Origin of the sequence: Streptacidiphilus sp. EB103A, assembly GCF_041261405.1 — a bacterium.
Taxonomy (GTDB): Bacteria; Actinomycetota; Actinomycetes; order Streptomycetales; family Streptomycetaceae; genus Streptacidiphilus.
This window is the reverse complement of sequence record NZ_JBGCAQ010000011.1, coordinates 92,998-113,238: the sequence shown is the minus strand read 5'-3', so window position 1 is coordinate 113,238 and position 20,241 is coordinate 92,998. Positions and strand designations below refer to the sequence as shown.

At 73.8% G+C, this 20,241-nt stretch carries 18 protein-coding genes; 10 read left to right on the top strand and 8 right to left on the bottom strand.

Translation table 11 applies throughout. The annotated features are described in order from the left end of the window. Positions 1-5: 5 nt before the first annotated feature. Positions 6-380, bottom strand: a complete 375-nt coding sequence (locus tag ABH941_RS19540) for a cupin domain-containing protein (protein ID WP_370130700.1) — start codon at positions 378-380, stop codon at positions 6-8. 105 nt (positions 381-485) lie between these two features. Between ABH941_RS19540 and ABH941_RS19535 the strand changes: the two genes are divergently transcribed. From ABH941_RS19535 to ABH941_RS19500, 8 genes are all read left to right on the top strand, one after another. Further along, positions 486-956 carry a MarR family winged helix-turn-helix transcriptional regulator gene (locus ABH941_RS19535; RefSeq protein WP_370130698.1) on the top strand — a complete coding sequence of 157 codons (471 nt, stop codon included), beginning with the start codon at positions 486-488 and terminating at the stop codon, positions 954-956. A gap of 140 nt (positions 957-1,096) precedes the next feature. Continuing rightward, on the top strand, positions 1,097-2,506 hold the full coding sequence (locus tag ABH941_RS19530) for a hypothetical protein (protein WP_370130697.1): 1,410 nt from the start codon (positions 1,097-1,099) through the stop codon (positions 2,504-2,506). 29 nt (positions 2,507-2,535) lie between these two features. Continuing rightward, a complete protein-coding gene (locus ABH941_RS19525; RefSeq protein WP_370130696.1) occupies positions 2,536-3,471 on the top strand; it encodes a glutamate ABC transporter substrate-binding protein in 936 nt (311 codons plus the stop codon). A 137-nt stretch (positions 3,472-3,608) separates the two neighbouring features. Further along, a complete protein-coding gene (locus ABH941_RS19520) occupies positions 3,609-4,940 on the top strand; it encodes a hypothetical protein (RefSeq protein WP_370130694.1) in 1,332 nt (443 codons plus the stop codon). A 40-nt stretch (positions 4,941-4,980) separates the two neighbouring features. Beyond that, positions 4,981-7,680: a tetratricopeptide repeat protein gene (locus tag ABH941_RS19515; protein WP_370130693.1), complete on the top strand. Its 2,700-nt coding sequence runs from the start codon at positions 4,981-4,983 to the stop codon at positions 7,678-7,680. Between the two features lie 690 nt (positions 7,681-8,370). Next, on the top strand, positions 8,371-9,342 hold the full coding sequence (locus ABH941_RS19510) for a PP2C family serine/threonine-protein phosphatase (protein ID WP_370130692.1): 972 nt from the start codon (positions 8,371-8,373) through the stop codon (positions 9,340-9,342). 3 nt (positions 9,343-9,345) lie between these two features. Beyond that, on the top strand, positions 9,346-10,692 hold the full coding sequence (locus ABH941_RS19505) for a VWA domain-containing protein (RefSeq protein WP_134005035.1): 1,347 nt from the start codon (positions 9,346-9,348) through the stop codon (positions 10,690-10,692). Between the two features lie 75 nt (positions 10,693-10,767). Then, positions 10,768-11,733: an FHA domain-containing protein gene (locus ABH941_RS19500; RefSeq protein WP_370130691.1), complete on the top strand. Its 966-nt coding sequence runs from the start codon at positions 10,768-10,770 to the stop codon at positions 11,731-11,733. Between the two features lie 36 nt (positions 11,734-11,769). On the opposite strand, the gene ABH941_RS19495 is transcribed toward ABH941_RS19500, so the two are convergent. Then, complete coding sequence (locus ABH941_RS19495) at positions 11,770-12,123, bottom strand: nuclear transport factor 2 family protein (RefSeq protein ID WP_370130689.1); 354 nt, start codon at positions 12,121-12,123, stop codon at positions 11,770-11,772. A gap of 64 nt (positions 12,124-12,187) precedes the next feature. Here ABH941_RS19495 and ABH941_RS19490 point away from each other — a divergent pair, with 64 nt between their 5' ends. Continuing rightward, a complete protein-coding gene (locus tag ABH941_RS19490) occupies positions 12,188-12,589 on the top strand; it encodes a globin (RefSeq protein WP_370130687.1) in 402 nt (133 codons plus the stop codon). A 24-nt stretch (positions 12,590-12,613) separates the two neighbouring features. On the opposite strand, the gene ABH941_RS19485 is transcribed toward ABH941_RS19490, so the two are convergent. The 3 genes from ABH941_RS19485 to ABH941_RS19475 are packed head-to-tail and all read right to left on the bottom strand — an operon-like array spanning position 12,614 to position 15,274. Beyond that, positions 12,614-13,744 (bottom strand): dihydrofolate reductase family protein, encoded by a 1,131-nt coding sequence (locus ABH941_RS19485; protein ID WP_370130686.1) that lies wholly within the window; start codon positions 13,742-13,744, stop codon positions 12,614-12,616. A 10-nt stretch (positions 13,745-13,754) separates the two neighbouring features. Then, entirely contained in the window at positions 13,755-14,465 is a 711-nt protein-coding gene (locus ABH941_RS19480; RefSeq protein WP_370130685.1) for a 4'-phosphopantetheinyl transferase superfamily protein, read from the bottom strand. A gap of 53 nt (positions 14,466-14,518) precedes the next feature. After that, positions 14,519-15,274 carry an alpha/beta hydrolase family protein gene (locus ABH941_RS19475; protein WP_370130684.1) on the bottom strand — a complete coding sequence of 252 codons (756 nt, stop codon included), beginning with the start codon at positions 15,272-15,274 and terminating at the stop codon, positions 14,519-14,521. A gap of 82 nt (positions 15,275-15,356) precedes the next feature. On the opposite strand from ABH941_RS19475, the gene ABH941_RS19470 reads away from it, so the two are divergent. Next, a complete protein-coding gene (locus ABH941_RS19470) occupies positions 15,357-16,979 on the top strand; it encodes a CHAD domain-containing protein (protein ID WP_370130682.1) in 1,623 nt (540 codons plus the stop codon). Here ABH941_RS19470 and ABH941_RS19465 read toward each other — a convergent pair. The 3 genes from ABH941_RS19465 to ABH941_RS19455 are packed head-to-tail and all read right to left on the bottom strand — an operon-like array spanning position 16,976 to position 20,102. After that, positions 16,976-18,052 carry a FecCD family ABC transporter permease gene (locus ABH941_RS19465; protein WP_370130680.1) on the bottom strand — a complete coding sequence of 359 codons (1,077 nt, stop codon included), beginning with the start codon at positions 18,050-18,052 and terminating at the stop codon, positions 16,976-16,978. The two genes, ABH941_RS19470 and ABH941_RS19465, sit on opposite strands and share 4 nt — an antisense overlap. After that, a complete protein-coding gene (locus ABH941_RS19460) occupies positions 18,049-19,059 on the bottom strand; it encodes a FecCD family ABC transporter permease (protein ID WP_370130679.1) in 1,011 nt (336 codons plus the stop codon). Before ABH941_RS19460 ends, ABH941_RS19465 begins: the two co-directional genes overlap by 4 nt. Continuing rightward, entirely contained in the window at positions 19,056-20,102 is a 1,047-nt protein-coding gene (locus ABH941_RS19455; RefSeq protein WP_370130831.1) for an iron-siderophore ABC transporter substrate-binding protein, read from the bottom strand. The genes ABH941_RS19460 and ABH941_RS19455 overlap by 4 nt, the downstream gene beginning before the upstream one ends. Positions 20,103-20,241: the final 139 nt, after the last annotated feature.

The following is a 20,241-nucleotide window of genomic DNA, read 5'->3' as shown; positions in this document are numbered from 1 at the left end:
TCGCTTCAGTTGGCCCAGGGCGGGGTGATGGTGCTGCCGTCGGCGAGGGTCGCGGTCAGGCCGACGGTGGTGACGGTCCACATGGTGGCGGGCTCGCCGCCGGGGTTGTCCACGCCGAGCCGGGACCCGGCCGGGACGATCACGGTGTCGCCGGCGGTCAGCTCGGCCGCCTCGACGTCGACGGTGAAGCGCAGGGCGCCGGTGAGGACGTGGATGACCTCCTCGCGGCTGACGGTGTGCGGGACGCCGGTGGTGGCTCCGGGGATCTCGGCGCGCCAGGCGCAGATCTCCTTGCTGCCGGTGCCGGGGTTGGCGTGGGCGACGAAGCGGGCTCCATGGAGCTCATGGACGGTGGCGTCGGTGCTGCGGATGACGGGCATGGCGACTCCTGACGGATTGGGCAAGCGGCTTGTCTTTTCGCCGATAGTCAAGTCGCTTGCCCATCGATAGTCAAGCCACTTGTCTTTCTGTGGCAGAATCGGCTCATGAACGACACCCGCGACGGCAGCGGCGACGGCGCCGCAGCACGCGCCTTCTCCGCACTGCTGCTCTCCCTCAGCGGCGAACTGGTCGCGGGCATCCAGGCCGGCGGCGCGGCGCGGGGCTTCGGCGACGTACGACCCGCGCACGGCTACGCCTTCGCCCGACTCGCCCCGCACGGCGCGACCATCGGCGAACTGGCCGACCACCTCGGCTTCACCAAGCAGGCCGCCAGCCAGCTCGTCGACGAACTCGTCCGCAAGGGCTATGTGGAGCGACGCCCCCACCCCGGTGACGCCCGCGCCCGCCTGGTCGTCCTCACCGACCGGGGCTGGGCCTGCACCAGGGCGGCGGACGAGGCGGCGGCGGAGACCGTCGCCCCGTGGATCGCGGAGCTGGGAGCGGAACGGTTCCACGCCCTGGTGGCGGACCTGGCGCGGCTGGCGCCACGGGGGCCGATCCGGCCCAGCTGGTAGTCGCCGCCGCCCCGTTCTCGTCACAGCTGGGCGACGAAACCTCAAGATCGACGCAAGTCCCGTGTGGATGTCACAGGGGTTGGCCATACTGCTCCCAGAGGACCGCAGCAGGGGAGCGACGGGGGAAGGGGGCGCGCCTGATGACGACGCCGGGACAGGGTTACGGGCAGGGCGGAGGGGCGGTGGCCACGGCGCCGCCGTCACCGCCTGCCGTCGCGCGCCCCGCCGACGAGGGTTCCGCCTCGGGCCGTGGCAGCCGTGGCGGCGGGCGCCGCACCAGTTCTCCGCTCAGGCGGCTGTGGACCATGGGGACGCTGCTGGCGCTGCTGGCCGTGGTGTTCGGCGTGCTGACGGTGACCCAGGTCGTGCAGAGCTCCAACGCCGCCACCAGCGTGGTCGACCACAGCCAGCCGCTGAGCGACGACGCCGCGCAGATCTTCCACTCCCTCGCGGACGCGGACACCACGGCGGCCACGGGCTTCCTGCAGGCCGGCAATGAGACCGCGGCCGTGCAGAAGCAGTACAACAACGACATCGCCATGGCCTCGACGCTGCTGGCCAAGGCCGCCGGGAGCACCGCGGCCGACGACCCGGGCCAGATCCAGATCCGGCAGCTCAACGCACAGCTCCCGGTCTACACCGGCCTGGTGGAGACAGCCAGGGCCGACGACCGGCAGGGGCTGCCGCTGGGCGGCGCCTATCTGCGGTTCGCCTCCTCGCAGCTGCAGAACGTGATGCTCCCCGAGGCGAAGCAGCTCTACACCGCCGAGACGGCGCGGCTGCAGCACGACTACGCGGACGCCCAGGCACTGCCCTGGGCCTCGATCGGCCTCGGCCTGGTGCTGCTGGCGGCGCTGGCCTGGGCGCAGATACGGCTGTTCCGGGGCACCAACCGGGTGTTCAACATCGGCCTGCTGGCGGCCAGCGCGTTCACCGCCGCCGCGCTGATCTGGCTGGGCGCCGCGCAGAGCCTGGCCGCCTCCGACCTGAAGGCCAGCGACACCCGGGGCGCGGCCCCGCTGCAGGTGCTGAACAAGGCGCAGATCACCGCGCTGCAGTGCCGCGGAGCGGAGAACCTCAACCTGGTGGCCCGCGGCTCGACCACCGCCTACCAGACGCTCTGGAGCGCCGTCAGCAAGGAGTTGGCCGGGCAGGGCGGCTATCTGGACGAGGCCGCGCAGATGACCGGCGGCGACGCCGCGGCGCAGCAGCAGGTGCAGGCGGCCGTGGCGGCGTTCAGCACCTGGGACAAGCGGCACGAGGTGGCCGGGACCGCCAACAACAACGGCGACTACGCGACGGCGGTCAACGACACCATCGGGGTGCCGGGGGCTCCCACCGCGTCCGCGCAGACCACCGACGCGGCGTTCACCAGTCTGAACTCCAGCCTGGCCGCCGCCATCAGCCATGAGCAGGCGAACTTCGCCTCACTGGCCGCCGACGGGCGCGGGGCCACCGCGCTGCTGGCCGAGGGCGCGGGCGTGCTGGCGGCACTGGCCGCCGCCGGAGCGCTGCTGGGCATCAACCGCCGTGCGGCGGAGTACCGGTGAGGGGGCGACGGATGATGAAGGGGGATCGGATGGGCAGGCGTACCCGCGCGGCGGTGCTGACGGCGGCCGCGCTGCTGCTGGGCACGCTGGCCCTGCCGGGCAGTTCGGCGGCCGAACCGCGGCCGCAGACCGTACGGATCACCGCCGGGGCTCCGGCGCTCGCGCCGGCCGCGGAGTCCTGCGACACCGGCACCAGCCTGACGCCCAGCACGAGCGACAGCGGCGCGAACGTCCAGCGGATCAGGACGCGCGGGAAGCTGATCGCCGGCATCGACACCAACAGTGACCTGTGGGGCTTCCGCGACCCGGTGACCGGGAACCTGCAGGGCTTCGACATCGACCTGGTGCACGCCCTGGCCCAGTCGATCCTGGGCGACCCCAACGCGGTGGAGTTCCTGGCCGTGCCGACCGCGAACCGGATCAGCGCGCTGCAGAGCGGCCAGGTGGACGTGGTGGTCAGGACCATGACGATCACTTGCGCCCGGTTGAAGCAGGTCTCCTTCTCGGTGCCCTACTTCGACGCCGGACAGGAGGTCGTCGCTCCCAAGTCCTCGCCGATCACCGGTCTGAACGACACCGTCAACGGCAAGCGGGTCTGCGCGGCGACCGGCTCCACCGGTCTCGACCTGCTGAACGCCAACAAGCACGGCGCCAAGGTGTTCACCGTCGCCAACCAGCTGGACTGCCTGGTGCAGATGCAGCTCGGCAATGTCGACGCGACCATCACCGACAACGCCCTGGGCGCCGGCCAGGTCGCCCAGGACCCGACCATTCATCTGGTCGGCGGCCTGCTGGACCAGGAGGTCTACGGGGTGGCCATGAAGCTGGGCTCCACTGATCTGGTGCGCAGGGTCAACGCGGCGATGCAGGACTTCCTGGCGAACCAGTGGGCCTCCGAGTACAGCAAGTGGCTGAAGCCGCTGGGGGCGTCACCGGGAGCGCCGACTCCGCACTTCGCGGGTTGAGGCGCCCGCTGAGTTCCCCGTCGAGGTGACCGGGATTCAGAGCACGAGCGTTCAGGGACGACAATTCAAAGGACGACGACGGAGACCGAAGAGCGAATGGCGGACGGATGGCGCTGACAGGACCGAACGGTCCGGTGATGACCCGGGAGGAGGTGGACCGCACCCTGACCAGGCTCGGTGCCGAGCGTGATGCCGTGGAGGCGTCGCTGCTGGCGCTGCAGGATCACCCGGGCCGCCGCCTGCTGGAGGGCGCCGAGCTGAACGGCCGCACCCGCGAGCGCTGGCAGCAGGCCGAACCCGGCCTTGGCCTGCTCTGGTCCATGTTCGACACCTACTCGGAGGCGCTGGCCGCCGCCCGCGCGGTGCGCTCCCGCCGGGCCCGGCCCGGTCAGGCCGAGCTGTACGAGCTGACCGAACTGCTGCGCGGACGGGGCGTCACCGTCTCGGCCGGGAAGCTGCCGCAGGGCGGCCACACCGTCACCGGGATCACCGGCGGCGCCCGGCTCAGCGAGCATGTGAGCCTGACCGAGCTGGTCGAGCGGATGAACGGCTGGTACGGCCGGGTCATCGAGGTGGCCTCGGCCGCAGACGCGGTCTGGTCCGCGCTGCCGGCCCGGATCGACCTGCTCACCGCGGAGTTGGGCCGGGTGCGGGCGCTGGCCCGCTCGGTGGGCGTGCACCCCGGCGAGCACCCGGCCGGGGACGCGCTGGAGGAGATGACCAAGGAGCTGGCCGCGCTGCGCGGCGAGGTCGTCTCCGACCCGCTCGCGTTCTGGACGCCTCACCCGGCGGCCGGGGGCCAGGAGACGTCCCGGGGCGCCGTTCCCGGCAGCGTCGACACCGGTCGCTACGACCGCGCCGCCCGTGCCGTGGACGACCTCCGGCTGGAGCTGGAGGACCTGCTGCGGCTGCGGGACGACGCCGACGAACGGCTGGAGGGCGTCGGCGAGACCCTGGCCAGGGCGGACGCCACCCTGGCCGAGGCCCGGCGGGCGCGCGGCGAGGTGCTGGCGAAGATCGCGTCCACCGAGGTCCCGGCCGTGCCCGGGCCCGCGAGCGCGATGCGGGAACGGCTGGCCCAGGCCGACCAGTTGCGGCGGCACGGCCAGTGGCACCGGCTCGGCCCGCTGCTGGACACCCTGGAGGGCGCCGCCCAGCGCGAGTTGGAGCGGGCCCGGGAGTCGCTGACGGCGGTCACCGCGCCGCTGGCGATACGGGCGGAGCTGCGCGGGCGGCTGGACGCCTACAAGGCGATGGCCGCGCGGCGCGGCGTCGCGGAGGATCCGGAACTGATCGAGCGTTACGACCAGGCCCGGCGGATGCTGTGGAGCGCGCCCTGTGACCTGAGGGCCGCCGAGTACGCGGTGCGGCGCTACCAGGACGCGCTGCGACCGCCCGGCAACGGTTTTGACGGCGATCGGGGCAGCGGCGGGGGCAGTCCGGTGGACGGGCGCCCGTACAGGGGTTGACCATGATGGCGAAGAGTCGATCGATGGGGGGATGGCGGGGATGACGTCCATGACGGGCACACCGTGCACACGGCCCGAGTGCACCGGCGACGGGGTGATCGACGCCGACGGCTACTGCACCGAATGCGGTCTGGCACCGGCTGCGCTGCCCGCGCGGGCGGCGGCCGCGGCCGTGGCGGCTCCAGGTGCTCCGGCCGCCCCGGCGCAGGCGGCGGGCCCCGGCTCGCCCTGCACCCGGCCGGAGTGCACCGGCGACGGGGTGATCGACGCCGACGGCTACTGCACCGAGTGCGGTCTGGCGCCCGCGCCGACTGCCTCGGTGGCGAGCGTTCCGCAGCAGGCCTCCTCCCGCTCGGCCCGGTCCACCAGCACCTCGCGCTCGCTCTCCGGCCGCTCCCGGTCGGTCCGCAGCGGCTCCACCCGCTCCTCGGTGTCGGTGCGCAGCACCCGCAGCAGCACCTCGCAGTCCAGCCGGGGCGCGCTCGGCGCCGGCCTGGTGTCGGTGCCGCCGGTGCCCCGCCCGGACCCGCGCGCCATGGTCCAGGAGCACCCCGAGGTCCCCGAGCGCAAGCGTTACTGCAGCAAGTGCGAGGCCCCGGTGGGCCGTTCCCGCAACGGCAACGCGGGCCGCCCCGAGGGCTTCTGCACCAAGTGCGGCACCGAGTACTCGTTCACTCCCAAGCTGCACGCGGGCGACATGGTCGACGGCCAGTACGAGGTGGTCGGCTGTATCGCCCACGGCGGCCTGGGCTGGATCTACCTGGGCATCGACCGCAGGGTCAACGACCGGTGGGTGGTCCTCAAGGGCCTGCTGGACACCGGCGACGAGGAGGCCCTGGCGGTCGCCATCGCCGAGCGCCGCTACCTGGCCGAGGTCGACCACCCCAACATCGTCCGCATCATCAACTTCGCCGAGCACCCCGACCTGACCAAGGGCACCACCGACGGCTACATCGTGATGGAGTACGTCGGCGGCAAGTCGCTCAAGGACATCGCCGACGAACGGCGCGGCCCCGACGGACGGCGCGTCCCGCTGCCGGTCGAACAGGCCATCGCCTACGCCCTGGAGGCACTTCCGGCGCTGGGCTACCTGCACAGCCGGGGCCTGATCTACTGCGACTTCAAGCTGGACAACGTGATCCAGTCCGAGGACCAGCTGAAGATCATCGACATGGGCGCGGTGCGCCGTCAGGACGACGACGGGGCGATCTACGGCACCGTCGGCTACCAGGCCCCCGAGATCGCCACCGAGGGCGTCTCCCCGGCCTCCGACCTCTACACCGTGGCCCGCTCGCTGGCCGTGCTGACCTTCGACTTCCAGGGCTTCTCCACCGTCTACCGGGACACCCTGCCGGGCCCCGAGGACGTCGAGGTCTTCGACCGGTACGAGTCCTTCTACCGGCTGCTGGTCCGGGCCACCGACCCGGACCCGGACAAGCGGTTCTCCTCGGCGCAGGAGATGGCGGAGCAGCTCACCGGGGTGCTGCGGGAGATCCTGGCACTCCAGGACAACCGGCCCCGGCCCGCGCTCTCCACCCTCTTCGGCGCGGAACTGCGGGTCGTGGACACCGAGTTGGTCGGCCCCGCGGCCTTCGACGCACCCGGACGGGACAGCGGGGGCAGGCGGCGCGGGCGCAAGGGCGGGGTGCCGGCGCAGGCCGTGACGCCTGTTCCGGTACCGGCACCGGCGCCGGTACCGGCGGCGGGCGGCAACGGGACCCATCCGGCGACCGTCCCCGGGGTGGCCCCCGCGCTGCCGTTCCAGCCGGGGGGCGACGCTGCGCCGCAGGTGCTGGCGCTCGACCCGCGTCCGGCCGCACTGGCACTGCCGGTGCCGCGGATCGACGTGGCCGACCCCAATGCGGGCTTCCTCGCCGCGCTGATGGCGACCGCGCCCGCGGATGTCATCGCGGCGCTCCGCTCGGCGCCGCTGAGCTCGGTCGAGCTGCGGCTTCGGGAGCTGCGCGCGCTGATCGAGCTCGGCGATCTCGCGGCGGTGGACGAGGCGTTGAACGCGCTGTCCGCCGACCACCCCGACGACTGGCGGGTGGTCTGGTACCGCGGGCTGGCCGCGCTGGTCGCCGCCGGGACGGAAGGCGGTCCTGAGCCGCTGGCGGCGGCGGGGGCCGCGGCCGAGTCCTTCGACGCCGTCTACGACGCGTTCCCCGGCGAGGCCGCGCCCAAGCTGGCGCTGGCCATCTGCGCGGAGCTGCTGGGCTCCCGCGAGGACGCGGCCGAGTTCTACCGGCTGGTGTGGACGACCGACCGCGCCTACGTCAGCGCGGCCTTCGGCCTGGCTCGGGTGCGGCTCGCGGCCGGCGACCGGGTGGGCGCGGTGAGCGCGCTGGAATCCGTGCCGGAGACGTCCAACCACTATGTGGCGGCGCGGGTCGCGGCGGTGCGGGCGAGGCTGCGTGAGCGGTCGGCGGCCGAACCGCTCAAGCGCGACCTGGACGCCTGCTCGACCCAGCTCACCGGGCTCGGCCTGGACGCACGGCGCCGCGAGGAGCTGTCCGTCGAGGTGCTGGGCAAGGCCCTGGGCTGGGTGCTGGCCGGGCGTCCTGACGGACCGGCAGGTGCAGGACCGATTCTGCTGCTGGGCCATCCGGCCGAGGAGCGGGAACTGCGGTTCGCGCTGGAACAGTCGTACCGGGTACTGGCGCGTCTCGCGGAACAGCCCGAGAAGCGGATCGAGTGGGTGGAGCGGGCCAACCGCACCCGGCCCAGGACGTGGGTGTAAGCGCGCATGGACCAGTTGACCCTTTCCTGTCCCAACTGCGCGCAGCCGGTGGGCGAGAGCGACCGCTTCTGCGAGCAGTGCGGCAGCGATCTCACGATCGCCGCCGGCGGGCCCTCGGGGGCGGCAGCCCCCTCGGGGGCGGCTCACGCCTACGGCGTTGCGCCTGCCGGCACGGGCCCCGGCGTGCCCTCCGGGCCCGGGGCCCCTCCGGGGCAGGCCGCCTACGGCGGGATCGCGCCTGCGGCGGGCGGGCCTGGCGGAACCGGAGCGGGGGCCGTGCATGGTGGCGCCGACACTGGCCGGAGCGGGTTCGCCGGGGCGGGGGCCTCGCCTGCCGCGGGCGGGTCCGGCGGTGCCAGGGCTGCGGCTGAGGCAGTCGGCGTGAGCCAGGGCGGGTTCGCCGGGCCGGAATTCCCTGCGGGACAGGCCGCACACAGCGAGGCGGGGGCTCCGGCTCCGGCGGGGGCTCCCGGCGAAGTCGGGGTGGTGCCGCCGCGGCCGGTGGGGCCGCCGGTGGTGGGGGTGGATCCTCGGGCCGGGTTGGGGCGGGGTGGGGCGGAGACTCCGCAGCCGGGGCAAGTAGCGGGAGCCACTGGGGACTTTCTGCTGGCCGCGCCCGCACAGCTACTGGTCAGCGAGGAGGAGCCGGAGGCGGAGCTGGACCATGCGCCGACCGAACCCAATCCGGTCGTGGTGATCGCTCCGGGCAGCGGGCCGGTGTGCGTGGGGTGCGGGGAGCAGCGGATCGACGCCGACGGGTACTGCGAGGCCTGCGGGCGGGCGCAGCCGCGTCCGAGGGACCATCAGGAACGGGCGCTCGCCGGGGTCACCGGGGTCAGCGACCGGGGCCACCGGCACCACCGCAACGAGGACGCCTTCGCCGTCGCCGCCACCTCCCGTCCCGGCGGCTCCCCCGCCGTGGTCGCGGTGGTGTGCGACGGGGTGTCCTCGGCGACCCGTCCTGACGAGGCGTCACAGGCCGCTGCCGACACGGCGAGCGAGTACCTGCTGGAGTCGCTGGAGTCCGGCGCCGACCCCAAGTCGGCGATGCACGCCGCGATCATGGCCGCGGCGCAGCGGGTCGAGGACCTGGCGAGCGAGGGCCCACTGGAGCCCAGCCGCAACTCCCCCGCCTGCACCATCGTCGGCGCCATCGCGGCCGACGGCGAGGTCACCGTGGGCTGGGTCGGCGACAGCCGGGCCTACTGGTTCCCCGACGAGCGGGCCGGATCCGAACGGCTGACCGTGGACGACTCCTGGGCGGCCCGGATGGTCGAGGCGGGGCTGATGGAGGAGGCCGAGGCCTACGCCGACGCCCGTGCCCATGCGATCACCGGCTGGCTGGGGGCAGACGCCGTCGAGGTCGAGCCGCACACCACCGTCTTCGCGCCCCCCGCCGCCGGGGTGGTGCTGATCTGCACCGACGGCCTGTGGAACTACTGGGAGTCGGCCGCCGACCTGGGCGCCGTGGTCCCCGCGGACGCCAGGACCCGGCCGCTGGAGGCGGCCCAGGAACTCGTCAGGTTCGCCTGCGAGCGCGGCGGGCACGACAACATCACGGTCGCCGTGCTGCCCTGCCTCCCCTCTCCGCTGTCCGCTCCTTACACACCCACCGAGCTCTCGCTTCCCGTCATGGGCGCGGGAGAGAAGCGGGAGATCTGACCCATGGCCAGGCTCGCCAAGTCCAACCTGCCGCAGTTCGCCGTCGACATCTTCCAGAACGAGTACCTGGCCGAGGGCGCCCGCGAGGTGAACGCGATCGTCACGGTCACCGCGACCGGCGGTGGGACCAGCGGCAGCACCAACGCCCAGCCGGTCAACTTCTCCGACGGCCCGGATGCCGCCGTGGTGATCATGGTGGACTGCTCCGGCTCCATGGACTACCCGTCCGACAAGATCCGCGCCGCTCGCGAAGCGACCGCCGCCGCGATCGACGCCGTCAGGGACGGGGTCGCCTTCGCCGTGGTGGCCGGGACGCACGAGGCCAAGGAGGTCTACCCGGGCGGCGGGCAGCTCGCCGTGGCGCACGCCGGCAGCCGGGAGGAGGCCAAGCAGTCGCTGCGTCGGCTCACCCCCAGCGGCGGCACCGCCATCGGCACCTGGCTGAGCAAGGCCGAGCAGCTGTTCCTGTCCCGCCGGGACATATCCATCCGGCACGGCATCCTGCTCACCGACGGCCGCAACGAGCACGAGAACCCCAACGACCTGCAGCGCACCCTGGACCGGGTGCAGGGCCACTTCACCGCGGACTGCCGCGGCGTCGGCACCGACTGGGAGATCGCGGAGCTGCGCCGGATCTCCTCGGCGCTGCTCGGGACCGTCGACATCGTCGCCGACCCCTCGGGTCTCGCCGACGACTTCCGGGCCATGATGGAGAACGCCATGGGCAAGGAGGTGGCGGACGTGGCCCTGCGGGTGTGGACGCCGGCCAATGCCGCGGTGAAGTTCGTGAAACAGGTCGCCCCGGCCGTCGAGGACCTGTCCGGGCGGCGCAAGGAGTCGGGACCGCGCGCCGGGGACTACCCCACCGGCTCCTGGGGCGACGAGAGCCGCGACTACCACGTCTGCATCGAGGTCCCGTCGGCGGCCGTGGGCAGCGAGATGCTGGCCGGCCGGATCAGCCTGGTGGTGCCGCAGCCGGACGGGAGCACCGAGGTGCTGTCGCAGGGCCTGGTCAAGGCGGTCTGGACGGACGACATCGCCGCCTCCACCAAGATCAGCCCGCAGGTGGCGCACTACACCGGCCAGGCCGACCTGGCGAACGCGATCCAGGAGGGCATGGAGGCCCACCGGCGCGGGGATGTGGACAGCGCGACGTCCAAGCTCGGCCGGGCCGTCCAGCTGGCGCACGAATCGGGCAATGAGGACACCTTCCGGCTGTTGGCGAAGGTGGTGGACGTGGTGGACCCGAAGGAAGGTACCGTTCGATTCCGTAAGAATGTCAGCGAGGCCGACTCGATGACACTGGAGACCCGGTCCACCAAGACGGTCCGGGTCAAGAAGACGCCCTGATCAGAGCAGCACGCGTCCTGAAGAAGCAGGCCGCCCGGACGGGCGCTGCACCCACGAGCCAGAGGGGGGCTCCCCATGCCGATCTGCCCGCAGGGCCATGATTCGCCGGCCGCCGACTACTGCGACTACTGCGGCTGGCCGATGCCCGCGCAGACCGCCCAGCCGCCGCAGCAACAGCCGCAGCAGCAGTGGGGAGCCCCGGAGCCCGCGCCGCAGGCACCACAGGCACCACAGACCGCGGGGCTGGAGATGTGTCCGATCTGCAGCACCCCGCAGACCGGCCGCTACTGCGAGGAGTGCGGCTACGACTACGACCTGGCCTCCCCGTCGCGGCGGGCCCGGCAGCAGCCCCCGCAGCAGCCGTCCCCGGTGCCGCCGCACTTCCAGCAGCAGCCGTACGGGCAGTCCCAGCCACCGCAGCCGCAGTACGGGCAGCAGCCCCCCGGCTACGGACAGCAGCGGCCCGGCGGCTACGGGCAGCCCAGCCAGCCGCAACCCCAGCAGCCGTCTCAACCCCAGCCGGGCACCTACGGCGGGGTCCAGTACTCCACCGGCGACACCAGCGGCGGCTTCGGCACCGACTACATCCTGCCGCCGCCGCAGGAACAGCAGCCGTCCCAGCCGGTCGGACGGGTCACCTGGGTCGCCACCGTCGCCGCCGACCGCGACTACTTCAACGACATGATGGCCCGCAGCGGCCCGGACGCCGCCGGACTGTACTACCCGCCGTACTCGCAGGAGCGGCGGGTGCCGATGACCGGGCGCGGCCAGCTGCGAATCGGCCGACGCAGCAACCAGCGCGGCACCGTCCCCGAGATCGACCTGTCGACGGCCCCCGAGGACCCGGGCGCCTCGCACCAGCACGCCCTGCTGCAGGAGCAGCCGGACGGCGGCTGGGTGGTGATCGACCAGGACTCCACCAACGGCACCACCCTCAACGGCGCCCCGGACTCGATCCCGGCGCACACCCCGGTCCCGCTGAAGGACGGCGACCGGATCCACGTCGGCGCCTGGACCACCATCACGGTGCACCACGCCTGAGCGGCGTCGGACTGCCTGAGCGATCCGAGGAGACGTTCAGGCCAGGTCGGCACTGCCCTCGCGGTACACGGTGGCCGAGACGATCAGGTCGTCCCGGAAGCGGTAGAAGCCCGCGATCGGGACGGCACTGGTCCGGTCCTCGTGGGTGAGCGTCTCGGTGAGCTCGCAGGCGGCGAGCTCACCCTCGACCACCAGGCTGCGCAGCGTCAGGGTGGGCAGGATGTTGGCCATCGCCCAGCCGAACAGCTCGGTGAGCTCGGCCCGCCCCGAGACCGTGTCGGTGCCGGTCCGCCAGACCGCGTCGTCGGCGAACCCGGCCATCAGGGCGTCGAGTTCACGGGCGTTGAAGGCGTCCAGGTGGGCCTGCAGCAGTTCGCGCGGTGTGATCATCCGCAGAGTATGTCCGATGACCGGCCCGGGCGTCTGAGGCTCGGACATCTGAGAACATGGGGCTGTGGACCAGATCAAGCGAGGCACCCTCGACACCCGGACGTTCTTCGAGCAGGTCGGCGGCGAGCCGGTGTTCCGGCGCCTCGTGCACACGTTCTACCAGGGCGTCGCCGAGGATCCGCTGCTGCGGCCGATGTATCCGGAGCAGGACCTCGGCCCGGCCGAGGAGCGGCTCGCCCTCTTCCTGATGCAGTACTGGGGCGGCCCACGCACCTACAGCGACGAACGCGGCCACCCCCGCCTGCGAATGCGCCACGCCCCCTTCACCGTCGACCGCGCCGCCCATGACGCCTGGCTCCGCCACATGCAGGCAGCCGTCGACGAGTTGGGCCTGGCCGAGGAGCACCGCCAGCAGCTCTGGGACTACCTGGTGTACGCGGCCGCCTCGATGATCAACACACCGTGACCCGTACTCCCTGCTCCAGCGCCGTCAGCCCAGGTGGGCGTTGACCGCGCGGGCCTCGGGAGCGAGTTCGGGGCATTCCAGGACGGTGACGCCGGCCTCCTGCAGCAGTTCGACGCCCTGGCAGTCGGCGACGAAGAGGGCTGGTTCGCGCCAGGCGAGCACCACGCGGCGGATGCCGGAGGCGCGTACGAGCTGGGCGCAGGGGGTGGGCCGGGAGGCCCGGACGCTGCACGGCTCCAGGGTGGTGTAGATGGTCGCGCCGGGCAGCCGCGGGTCGTCGGCGGGGATCTTGGCCAGGGCCGCCTCCTCGGCGTGGACCTTGGGGTCGCCGCCCTCCCGGGAGTGGCCGCGGGCCAGTTCCGTGCCGTCCTCGGCGACGACCAGCGCGCCGACCGAGTAGGCGGTGTCGGAGGGCGGGCAGAGCCGGGACTCGGCGATGGCGGCGGCCAGCAGGCGGCGGTCGGCCGGGGTCAGCGGCGGCCGGGCGACCAGGTAGCGGAGCAGCGCGGTGTCGCCCAGGGCACGGGTCCCGGCCAGGGTCATCCGGTGCGCGGCGTCCTGCGGGAACACACCAGGGCGGACAAACCCGGGGGCGTCGGCGTCGCCGACGAAGAAGGGGGCGACGGCAAGCTGGATCTCGTCCACCAGACCCGCCGTCAGGAACAGGGTGTGCACCGAGCTCCCGCCCTCGACCATCAGCCGGCGCACCCCTCGGGCGCCCAGGTCGTCCAGCACCGCGCCCGGGTCCAGCCGGGCGCCGGTGCCCACCACGTCCGCGAGCGCCCCCAGCCGCCCGGCGATCGCCGCCACCGCGGCGTCCGGGGCGTAGGCGACCCTGGCGTCGCCGTGGTGCCAGAAGCGCTGGGCCGGGTCGAGGTCGCCGCTGCCGGTCAGCACCACCCGTAGCGGCTGCTCGGGCCGGCCCTCGGCCTTGCGCCCGGCCCGCCGCTCCGGCGCGTTGACCAGTAGCCGGGGGTCGTCGCCGCGCAGCGTCCCGGCGCCGATGAGGACGGCGTCGCTCTCGGCGCGCAGCTCGTCCACCCGGTCGAAGTCCTCCGGGGAGGACAGCAGCAGCCGTTCCGGCGAGGAGTCGTCGATCCTGCCGTCCACCGACATGGCGGCGCTGAGCAGGACGTACGGGCGGGGGTCGGTCATCGCGGCGCTCTCAGTGCTGGTGGGTCCGGTGGTCCTGGTCCGACGGCTTCGGTTCGGGGGTCAGCCAGGTCAACCCTGCCACAACCGGTTCCGGCTGCCGCGCCGCGACGGCGACGGCATGGCCGGCCGGGGCGGACAGGTCGGCCAGGGCCCAGCCCTCCGGGCCCGGCTGCTCGCTGCCGACGTAGTCGAGGTCGAGGCCGCGCCCGAGGCCGGTGCCCAGACCCTTGAGGTATGCCTCCTTGCGGGTCCAGAGCCGGGCGAACGCGGCCGCCGAGTCGTCCGCGGCGGCGATCTCCGCGCGCTCGGCGGGGTGCAGCTTCGTGGCGACATCGGCGACTGTCTCGGGCCTCGGCAGTGCCTCGACGTCCACGCCGACGGGCACACCGGCCCCCGCAACCGCGACGGCGACCAGGGCGCCGGCGTGCGACAGCGAGAACTCCAGCGGCCGCCCCTCCCCCGCCAGCACCGGCCGGCCGTGCGGTCCGCCGCAGCAGGGGCAGTCGTCACGGGCGAACCGCACCGCGGCCGGGTCCAGGTCCAGGCAACCGCCGAGCACCTGGCGCAGCATCAGATGCGCCGCGGTGTAGCGGCTCCGCAACTCCGCACGGACGAAGGCCGCCGCCCGGGTCAGCTCCTCCGGGTCCAGCAGCGCGGTCCCGTCGGCATCCCGGTACACGTCGCTGTCGGCCCACCCGAGCCACACCCGTATCGCGTCCATCGGGCCAGCCTAACGGGCCGGAGGCGGCGTTTTGTCGGCTCGGCTCCGTCGGCTCAGGACACCCGCACCCCGGCCGACTCCGCGATCAGCCGGGCCGTCACCTCGCCGGCCCTGAGGGCGCGGTCCGAGGTGGCGCCGCGGCAGCGGCCCAGGACGCGGTCGTACTCGGCCATCACCACGCCGGAGTGGTCCGCGTCCGTCTCGGTGAGGGTGACCGGCCAGCCCCGGGACCGCAGCGCGGCGGCGAACTCGCGGGAGCGGGCGACGTCGACGACGGAGTCGGCGGTGCCGTGGTGCAGCCGGACCGGGACCGGGACGGCCGTGGAGCGGGCCAGGTCCTCCATGACGGTCGGGTACATCAGCTCGTCCTCGGAGCGGTAGTTGCTGCCGAGGCCGACGACGGCGCTCGGGCGCCAGCCGTCGGAGCTGGCGGCGGACGGCCGCAGGGCGGTGGCCAGGGCCGCGCGTCCGCCCAGGGACCAGCCAGCCAGCACCATCCGCCGGGCGTCGCCGCCGTGCCAGACCGCGCGGCTGCGGGCGTAGGCCAGGGATTCGCGCAGCTGTCCCCAGCCGCCGTCCGGAGCGTCTGTACGCCAGTCGGGCACCAGGACGACCAGGCCGTAGCCGGCCACCTCCTGGGCCAGTGTGGCCATCACCGCCCGGTTGTCGGCGGGGCGGCCGTGCCACAGCAGCACGGTCGGCACCAGCTCACCGGGCCGGGTGGCCGCCCGGTAGACGTCGAGCAGCTGCCCGCTGGGGCCGTAGCGAAGGCCCCGCCGCACCTCGACGCGTTCCGCGAGTTTGTTCATGCACATCTCTTCCGCCGATCGGAGTCGGCTGAAACCTCGCCGCGCGCGGTATGGGGCTGCTGGTGTTGGGCAAGGAAGGGACATGAAGAACAGCCGCATCGAGAAAGAACGCAAGTTCGACGGCCTGGTGGACGCGGCCTTCCCGGCCCTGGACGGGCTCCCCGGCGTCGCCGAGGTGTCCGATCCCGGCGTCGAGGACCTCGATGCGGTCTACTACGACACCCTCGACCTCCGGCTGCTCGACCACGGTGTCACCCTGCGCCGCCGCACCGGCGGGCACGACGCCGGCTGGCATCTGAAGCTCCCGGTCGGCCCGGACGAGCGCCGCGAGGTGCAGCTGCCGCTGAGCGCCGGCGCGCCGGGGCGGGTGCCCCGCGTGTTCACGCAGCGTACCCGGGCCTACGCGCGGGGTGAGAAGCTGGTCCCGATCGTACATCTGCGCACCCACCGGCTCCGCCGACTGCTGCTGGACAGCGAGCACCGGTCCCTGGCCGAGGTGGCCCAGGACGCCGTGTCGGCGCAGGTACTGGCCCCGGAGCGGTCCCCCGCGCAGCCGGCGATCCCGGCCCAGCGGAACGGGACCGCCCACCACAACGGCGGCGGCAGCTCCGCCGTGCCGACCGCGTGGACCGAGGTCGAGGCCGAGCTGGTCAAGGGCGGCACCGAGCTGCTGGACGCGGTGGAGCAGCGGCTCGCCCGCGCCGGGCTGCGGCGGTCCGTCAGCCGCTCCAAGCTGGCCCGCGCGCTGGGACGGGAGACCGTCCGGCCCGACGCGAACAGACAGCACGGCAAACGGGACCGCGCGCAGCAGGCCCGGACCGGGCCCGGCACCATCGGCGGCGCCGTCACCGCGCTGTTGCGCGGGCAGACCGAGCAGCTGATCGCGCTGGACCCGGCCGTCCGCGCGGACGAGTTCGACGCGGTGCACAGGATGCGGGTCGCGGTGCGCCGGCTGCGCAGCACCCTGCGCACCCATCGGCGGCTGCTGGCCGACGAGCCCTGCCAGGCGCTGGCCGAGGAGCTCCGCTGGCTCGGCGCGGTGCTCGGCGAGGCCCGCGACCGGGAGGTGCTGGGGGCCAGGCTCGGCGCGGAGATCGGACGGCTGCCGTCGGCGGAGTGCCCGGGCCCGGTGCGGGAGCGGATCGACGGCTGGACGTCGGCGGAGTACCGGCGCTCCTGGAAGCGCGCGGTCGCCACCCTGGACAGCCCGCGCTACTTCATCCTGCTGGACGCCCTGGAGGCGCTGGCCGCCAGGCCGCCGATGCGCGGCCGGGCCCGCCGGGGCGCCGTCACGGAGTTCCGCCGCACCGCGCGCCGGGAGCAGCAGCGGGTCGCCCTGCGCCTCGTCGAGGCGTCCGCCGCCCCGGCCGGCCCGCAGCACGACCAGGCCCTGCACGAGGCGCGCAAGGCCGCCAAGCGGGCCCGCTACGCCGCCGAGGGCGCCCGCGCCACGGTGGGGAAATCCGCCGGGATGCTGGCCGCCCGGATGAAGGACCTGCAGGAACTGCTCGGGGAGCGCCAGGACGCACTGCTGGCCTGCGCCGCGCTGCCGGAGCTGGCCGCGGCCGCGCACCGGGCCGGCGAGGAGGGCTTCGGCTACGGCGTCCTCTACGCGGGCCAGCGGGCCGCCGTCGCCGAGGCGGACCGGCGACTGCCCGCCGTCCGGCGCGCGGCCGGGAAGCGCAAGCTCACTCGCTTCCGCTAGCGACCGCCGCGGCGCTCCCGGCCGAGCAGCCAGAGCAGGTACGGTCCGCCGATCAGAGCGGTGAGGGCGCCGACCGGGATCTCCAGCGGGGGCAGCAGAGTGCGGGCGGCCAGGTCGGCGCCTACCACGATGATCGCGCCGGTCAACGCGGAGGCCGCGAGCGGCAGTTGAGGGGTACGGGTGAGGCGGCGGGCCAGCTGGGGTGCGGTGAGCGCGACGAACCCGATCGGCCCTGCGGCACCGGTGGCGGTCGCCGCGAGGAGCACTCCGAGGACGGTCAGCGCGAGCCGGGTCCGCTGGACCCGTACCCCGAGACCGGCTGCGGTCTCGTCGTCGAGGCCGAGCACGGACAGCGCCCGGCCCGCCCACACCAGGGCGGGCAGCGAGAGGAGCAGCACCAGGGCGAGCGGACCCGCCTGCGCCCAGCCGCGCCCGTTCAGGCTGCCGGTCAGCCACAGCTTGACCTGCTCGGCCTCGGCGAGCTCGCTCTCGGTCATGTACAGCTGCACCACGGCCGAGAGCGCCACCCCGATCCCGACGCCGGTCAGCACGAACCGGCTCGGCTGCATGCCGTACCGCCAGGCGAGGACGTACACCAGCGCGGCGGCCGCGAGCCCGCCGGCCACGGAGACGGCGGGGAGCGCGCCCGGGGAGGCGACGGTTCCGGTGGCCAGCGCGAGGACGGTCGCAGCGGCGGCCCCGTGCCCGACGCCGATGACGTCCGGGCTGGCAAGCGGATTGCGGGTGACGCTCTGCACCAGGGCCCCGGACACCCCGAGCGCGGCGCCGACCAACGCCCCGAGCACGATCCGCGGCAGCCGCAACTCCCCGACCACCAGGTTCGGTTCACCGCACAGGACGCGCCAGACCTCGGCCGGGGAGGCGTAGGTCAGACCGAGGCAGGCGGAGGCCAACATGAGGGTGGCGAGCAGCAGGAGCAGGGCTACGGCGAGGGCTGCGGAGCGGCGGTGGAGGAGCAGCGAGAAGCGGCGGTGGCGGAGGGCGACCAGGCCGGCCGAGCGGGGGTAGGCCCTGGAGGACGGGGCCGGAGCCGGAGCCGGGGGCGACGTCACGCACCCACCGCCTTGCTGCGCCGCACCAGGAGCACCAGCACCGGCACCCCCACCAGCGCCGTCATCACCCCGGCCGGCACCTCCGCCGGAGGCCGCACCACCCGGCCCGCCACGTCCGCGCCGACCAGGAGTGCCGCACCGAGCAAGGCCGACAGCGGCAGCACCCAACGGTGGTCGGCGGAGACCAGCCGGCGGGCGAGGTGCGGCACGGCGAGCCCGATGAACGCGATCGGCCCGGCAGCGGCCACCGCGGCGGCGGTGAGCAGGGTGGCGCCGAGCGCCGTACAGCCTCGTACCAGCTGGACCCGGTGGCCCAGCGAGTGCGCGGTGTCGTCCCCGAGGGCGAGCGCGTCGAGGCCGCGTGCGCAGGCCAGCACCAGGACCGCGCCCACCATGACGAACGGCAGCATCCGCCCGGCCGTCCCCGCGTCCCGCCCGCTGAGCGCGCCCACCTGCCAGAACCGGAACTGGTCCAGCGTGGCCGAACTTGAGGTCAGCACAACGGTGTTGGCACCGGCCACCATCGCCGCCAGCGCGGTCCCGGCCAGCGCGAGCTTCACCGGGGAGGCCCCGCCGCGCCCACGCGAGGCGATGGCGTACACCACGCACGCCGCGAGGACGGCGCCGGCGAAGGCGTACCGGACGTACCCGTCGAACCCGTTGGCGAGCCCGAAGGAGATCGCGATCACGACTCCGGCGGCCGCGCCCTGGCTCAGCCCGAGGATCCCCGGGTCGGCCAGCGGGTTGCGGGTGACCGCCTGGAGCCCCGCCCCCGCGACGCCCAGCGCAGCGCCGGCCAGCAGACCGACCGTCGTACGCGGCACCCGCAGCGACCGGACGACCAGCGCGTCCGGTGAACTCCCGCCGTGCACCAGGGCGTTGACGACCGCTCCCGGCGACACCGGCCGGGTCCCGACGCACAGGCTGAGGGCGGCGGCGCCGACCGCCAGCCCCAGGCCCACGGCCAGCCAGACGGTGCCGGCCGTACGGCCGGTGGCCGTGCTCACTTGGCGAGGGCGGCTGCGAGCTGCTTCACGACGATCTGCGCGGCGGCCGGCCCGGCGTTGAGGTACCACGGGTCGTCGTCGACCTTGACGGTGTGCCCGGCCTTGACCGCGCCCATGGACTTCCACAGCGGCCCGGCGAGGACGGATCCGGCGTCGGTCTTGGACGCGTCCCCCTGCACCGAGTAGAAGATCCAGTCGCCGTCCACGGTGTCGATGCTCTCCGCCCCGACGTCCTCCGAGACGGCGTTGAACTGCTGGGCCTTGGGCCGCTTGAGCCCCATGTCCACGGCGATGGACCCGGTGAAGGAGGACACGCCGAACATGCGGGTACGGTCCGCGGTGAACCGCACCATGGAGACCGTGGGCGCCCCGAGCGGCTTCCCCGCCGCGGCGGCGTCCTCGGTGTAGCTGTCGAGCAGCTTCTGCGCGGCCTGCCCCTTGCCGACGGCGGCTCCCACGAGCAGCAGATCGCGCTTCCAGTTGATGCCGTTGCCCGCGGTGACGACAGTCGGCGCGATCTTGGCGAGCTTGGGGTAGAGGTCGCCGAGGGAGTCGTTGACGAGGATGAGGTCGGGCTTGGCGGCGGCGAGCGCCTCCAGATTGGGCGCGGTACGGGTGCCCGCGTCGGCCATCGCGGCCAGCTGCTTCTTGTCCTGCGGGAAGGCCTGGGCGAGGTAGTCCGGCACCAGCCCGGCGTTCTGGGCACGGGTGGTGACCGTGGGCACGACGCCGAGGGAGAGCAGGTCGTCGAGCTGCCCGGTGCTGAGCACGGCGATCCTGGTGGGCTGCGCCTTGACCGTGGTGCTGCCCTCGAAGTGCCCGACGGTACGCGGAAAGACCCCGTCGGTCGTCTGGTCGGACCCCATGCCCTTGGCCAGGGCACTGGGCGCGACCGAGGGCCCCTGGGAGGCTCCGGCAACGAGATTGCGCGTTCCGGCGGTCGCACTACCGCTGCCCCCGCTCCCGCCGCCGTCCCCGGACGAACAGCCGGCCAGCAGGCCGCCGACGAGGGCCACGGCCAGGAATGCCTTCATCCGCACCATACGCACGGTCGCTCCGATCACTTTGCCAACGCTTTGGTTAGGTGAGGCTTACCTTAACCACGTTTGGCGATCGTGAGTAACCGGGTCCGGTGTCCTCCGGGCGGATCAGGGCAGATAACCTGACGGACGCCGACTGCTC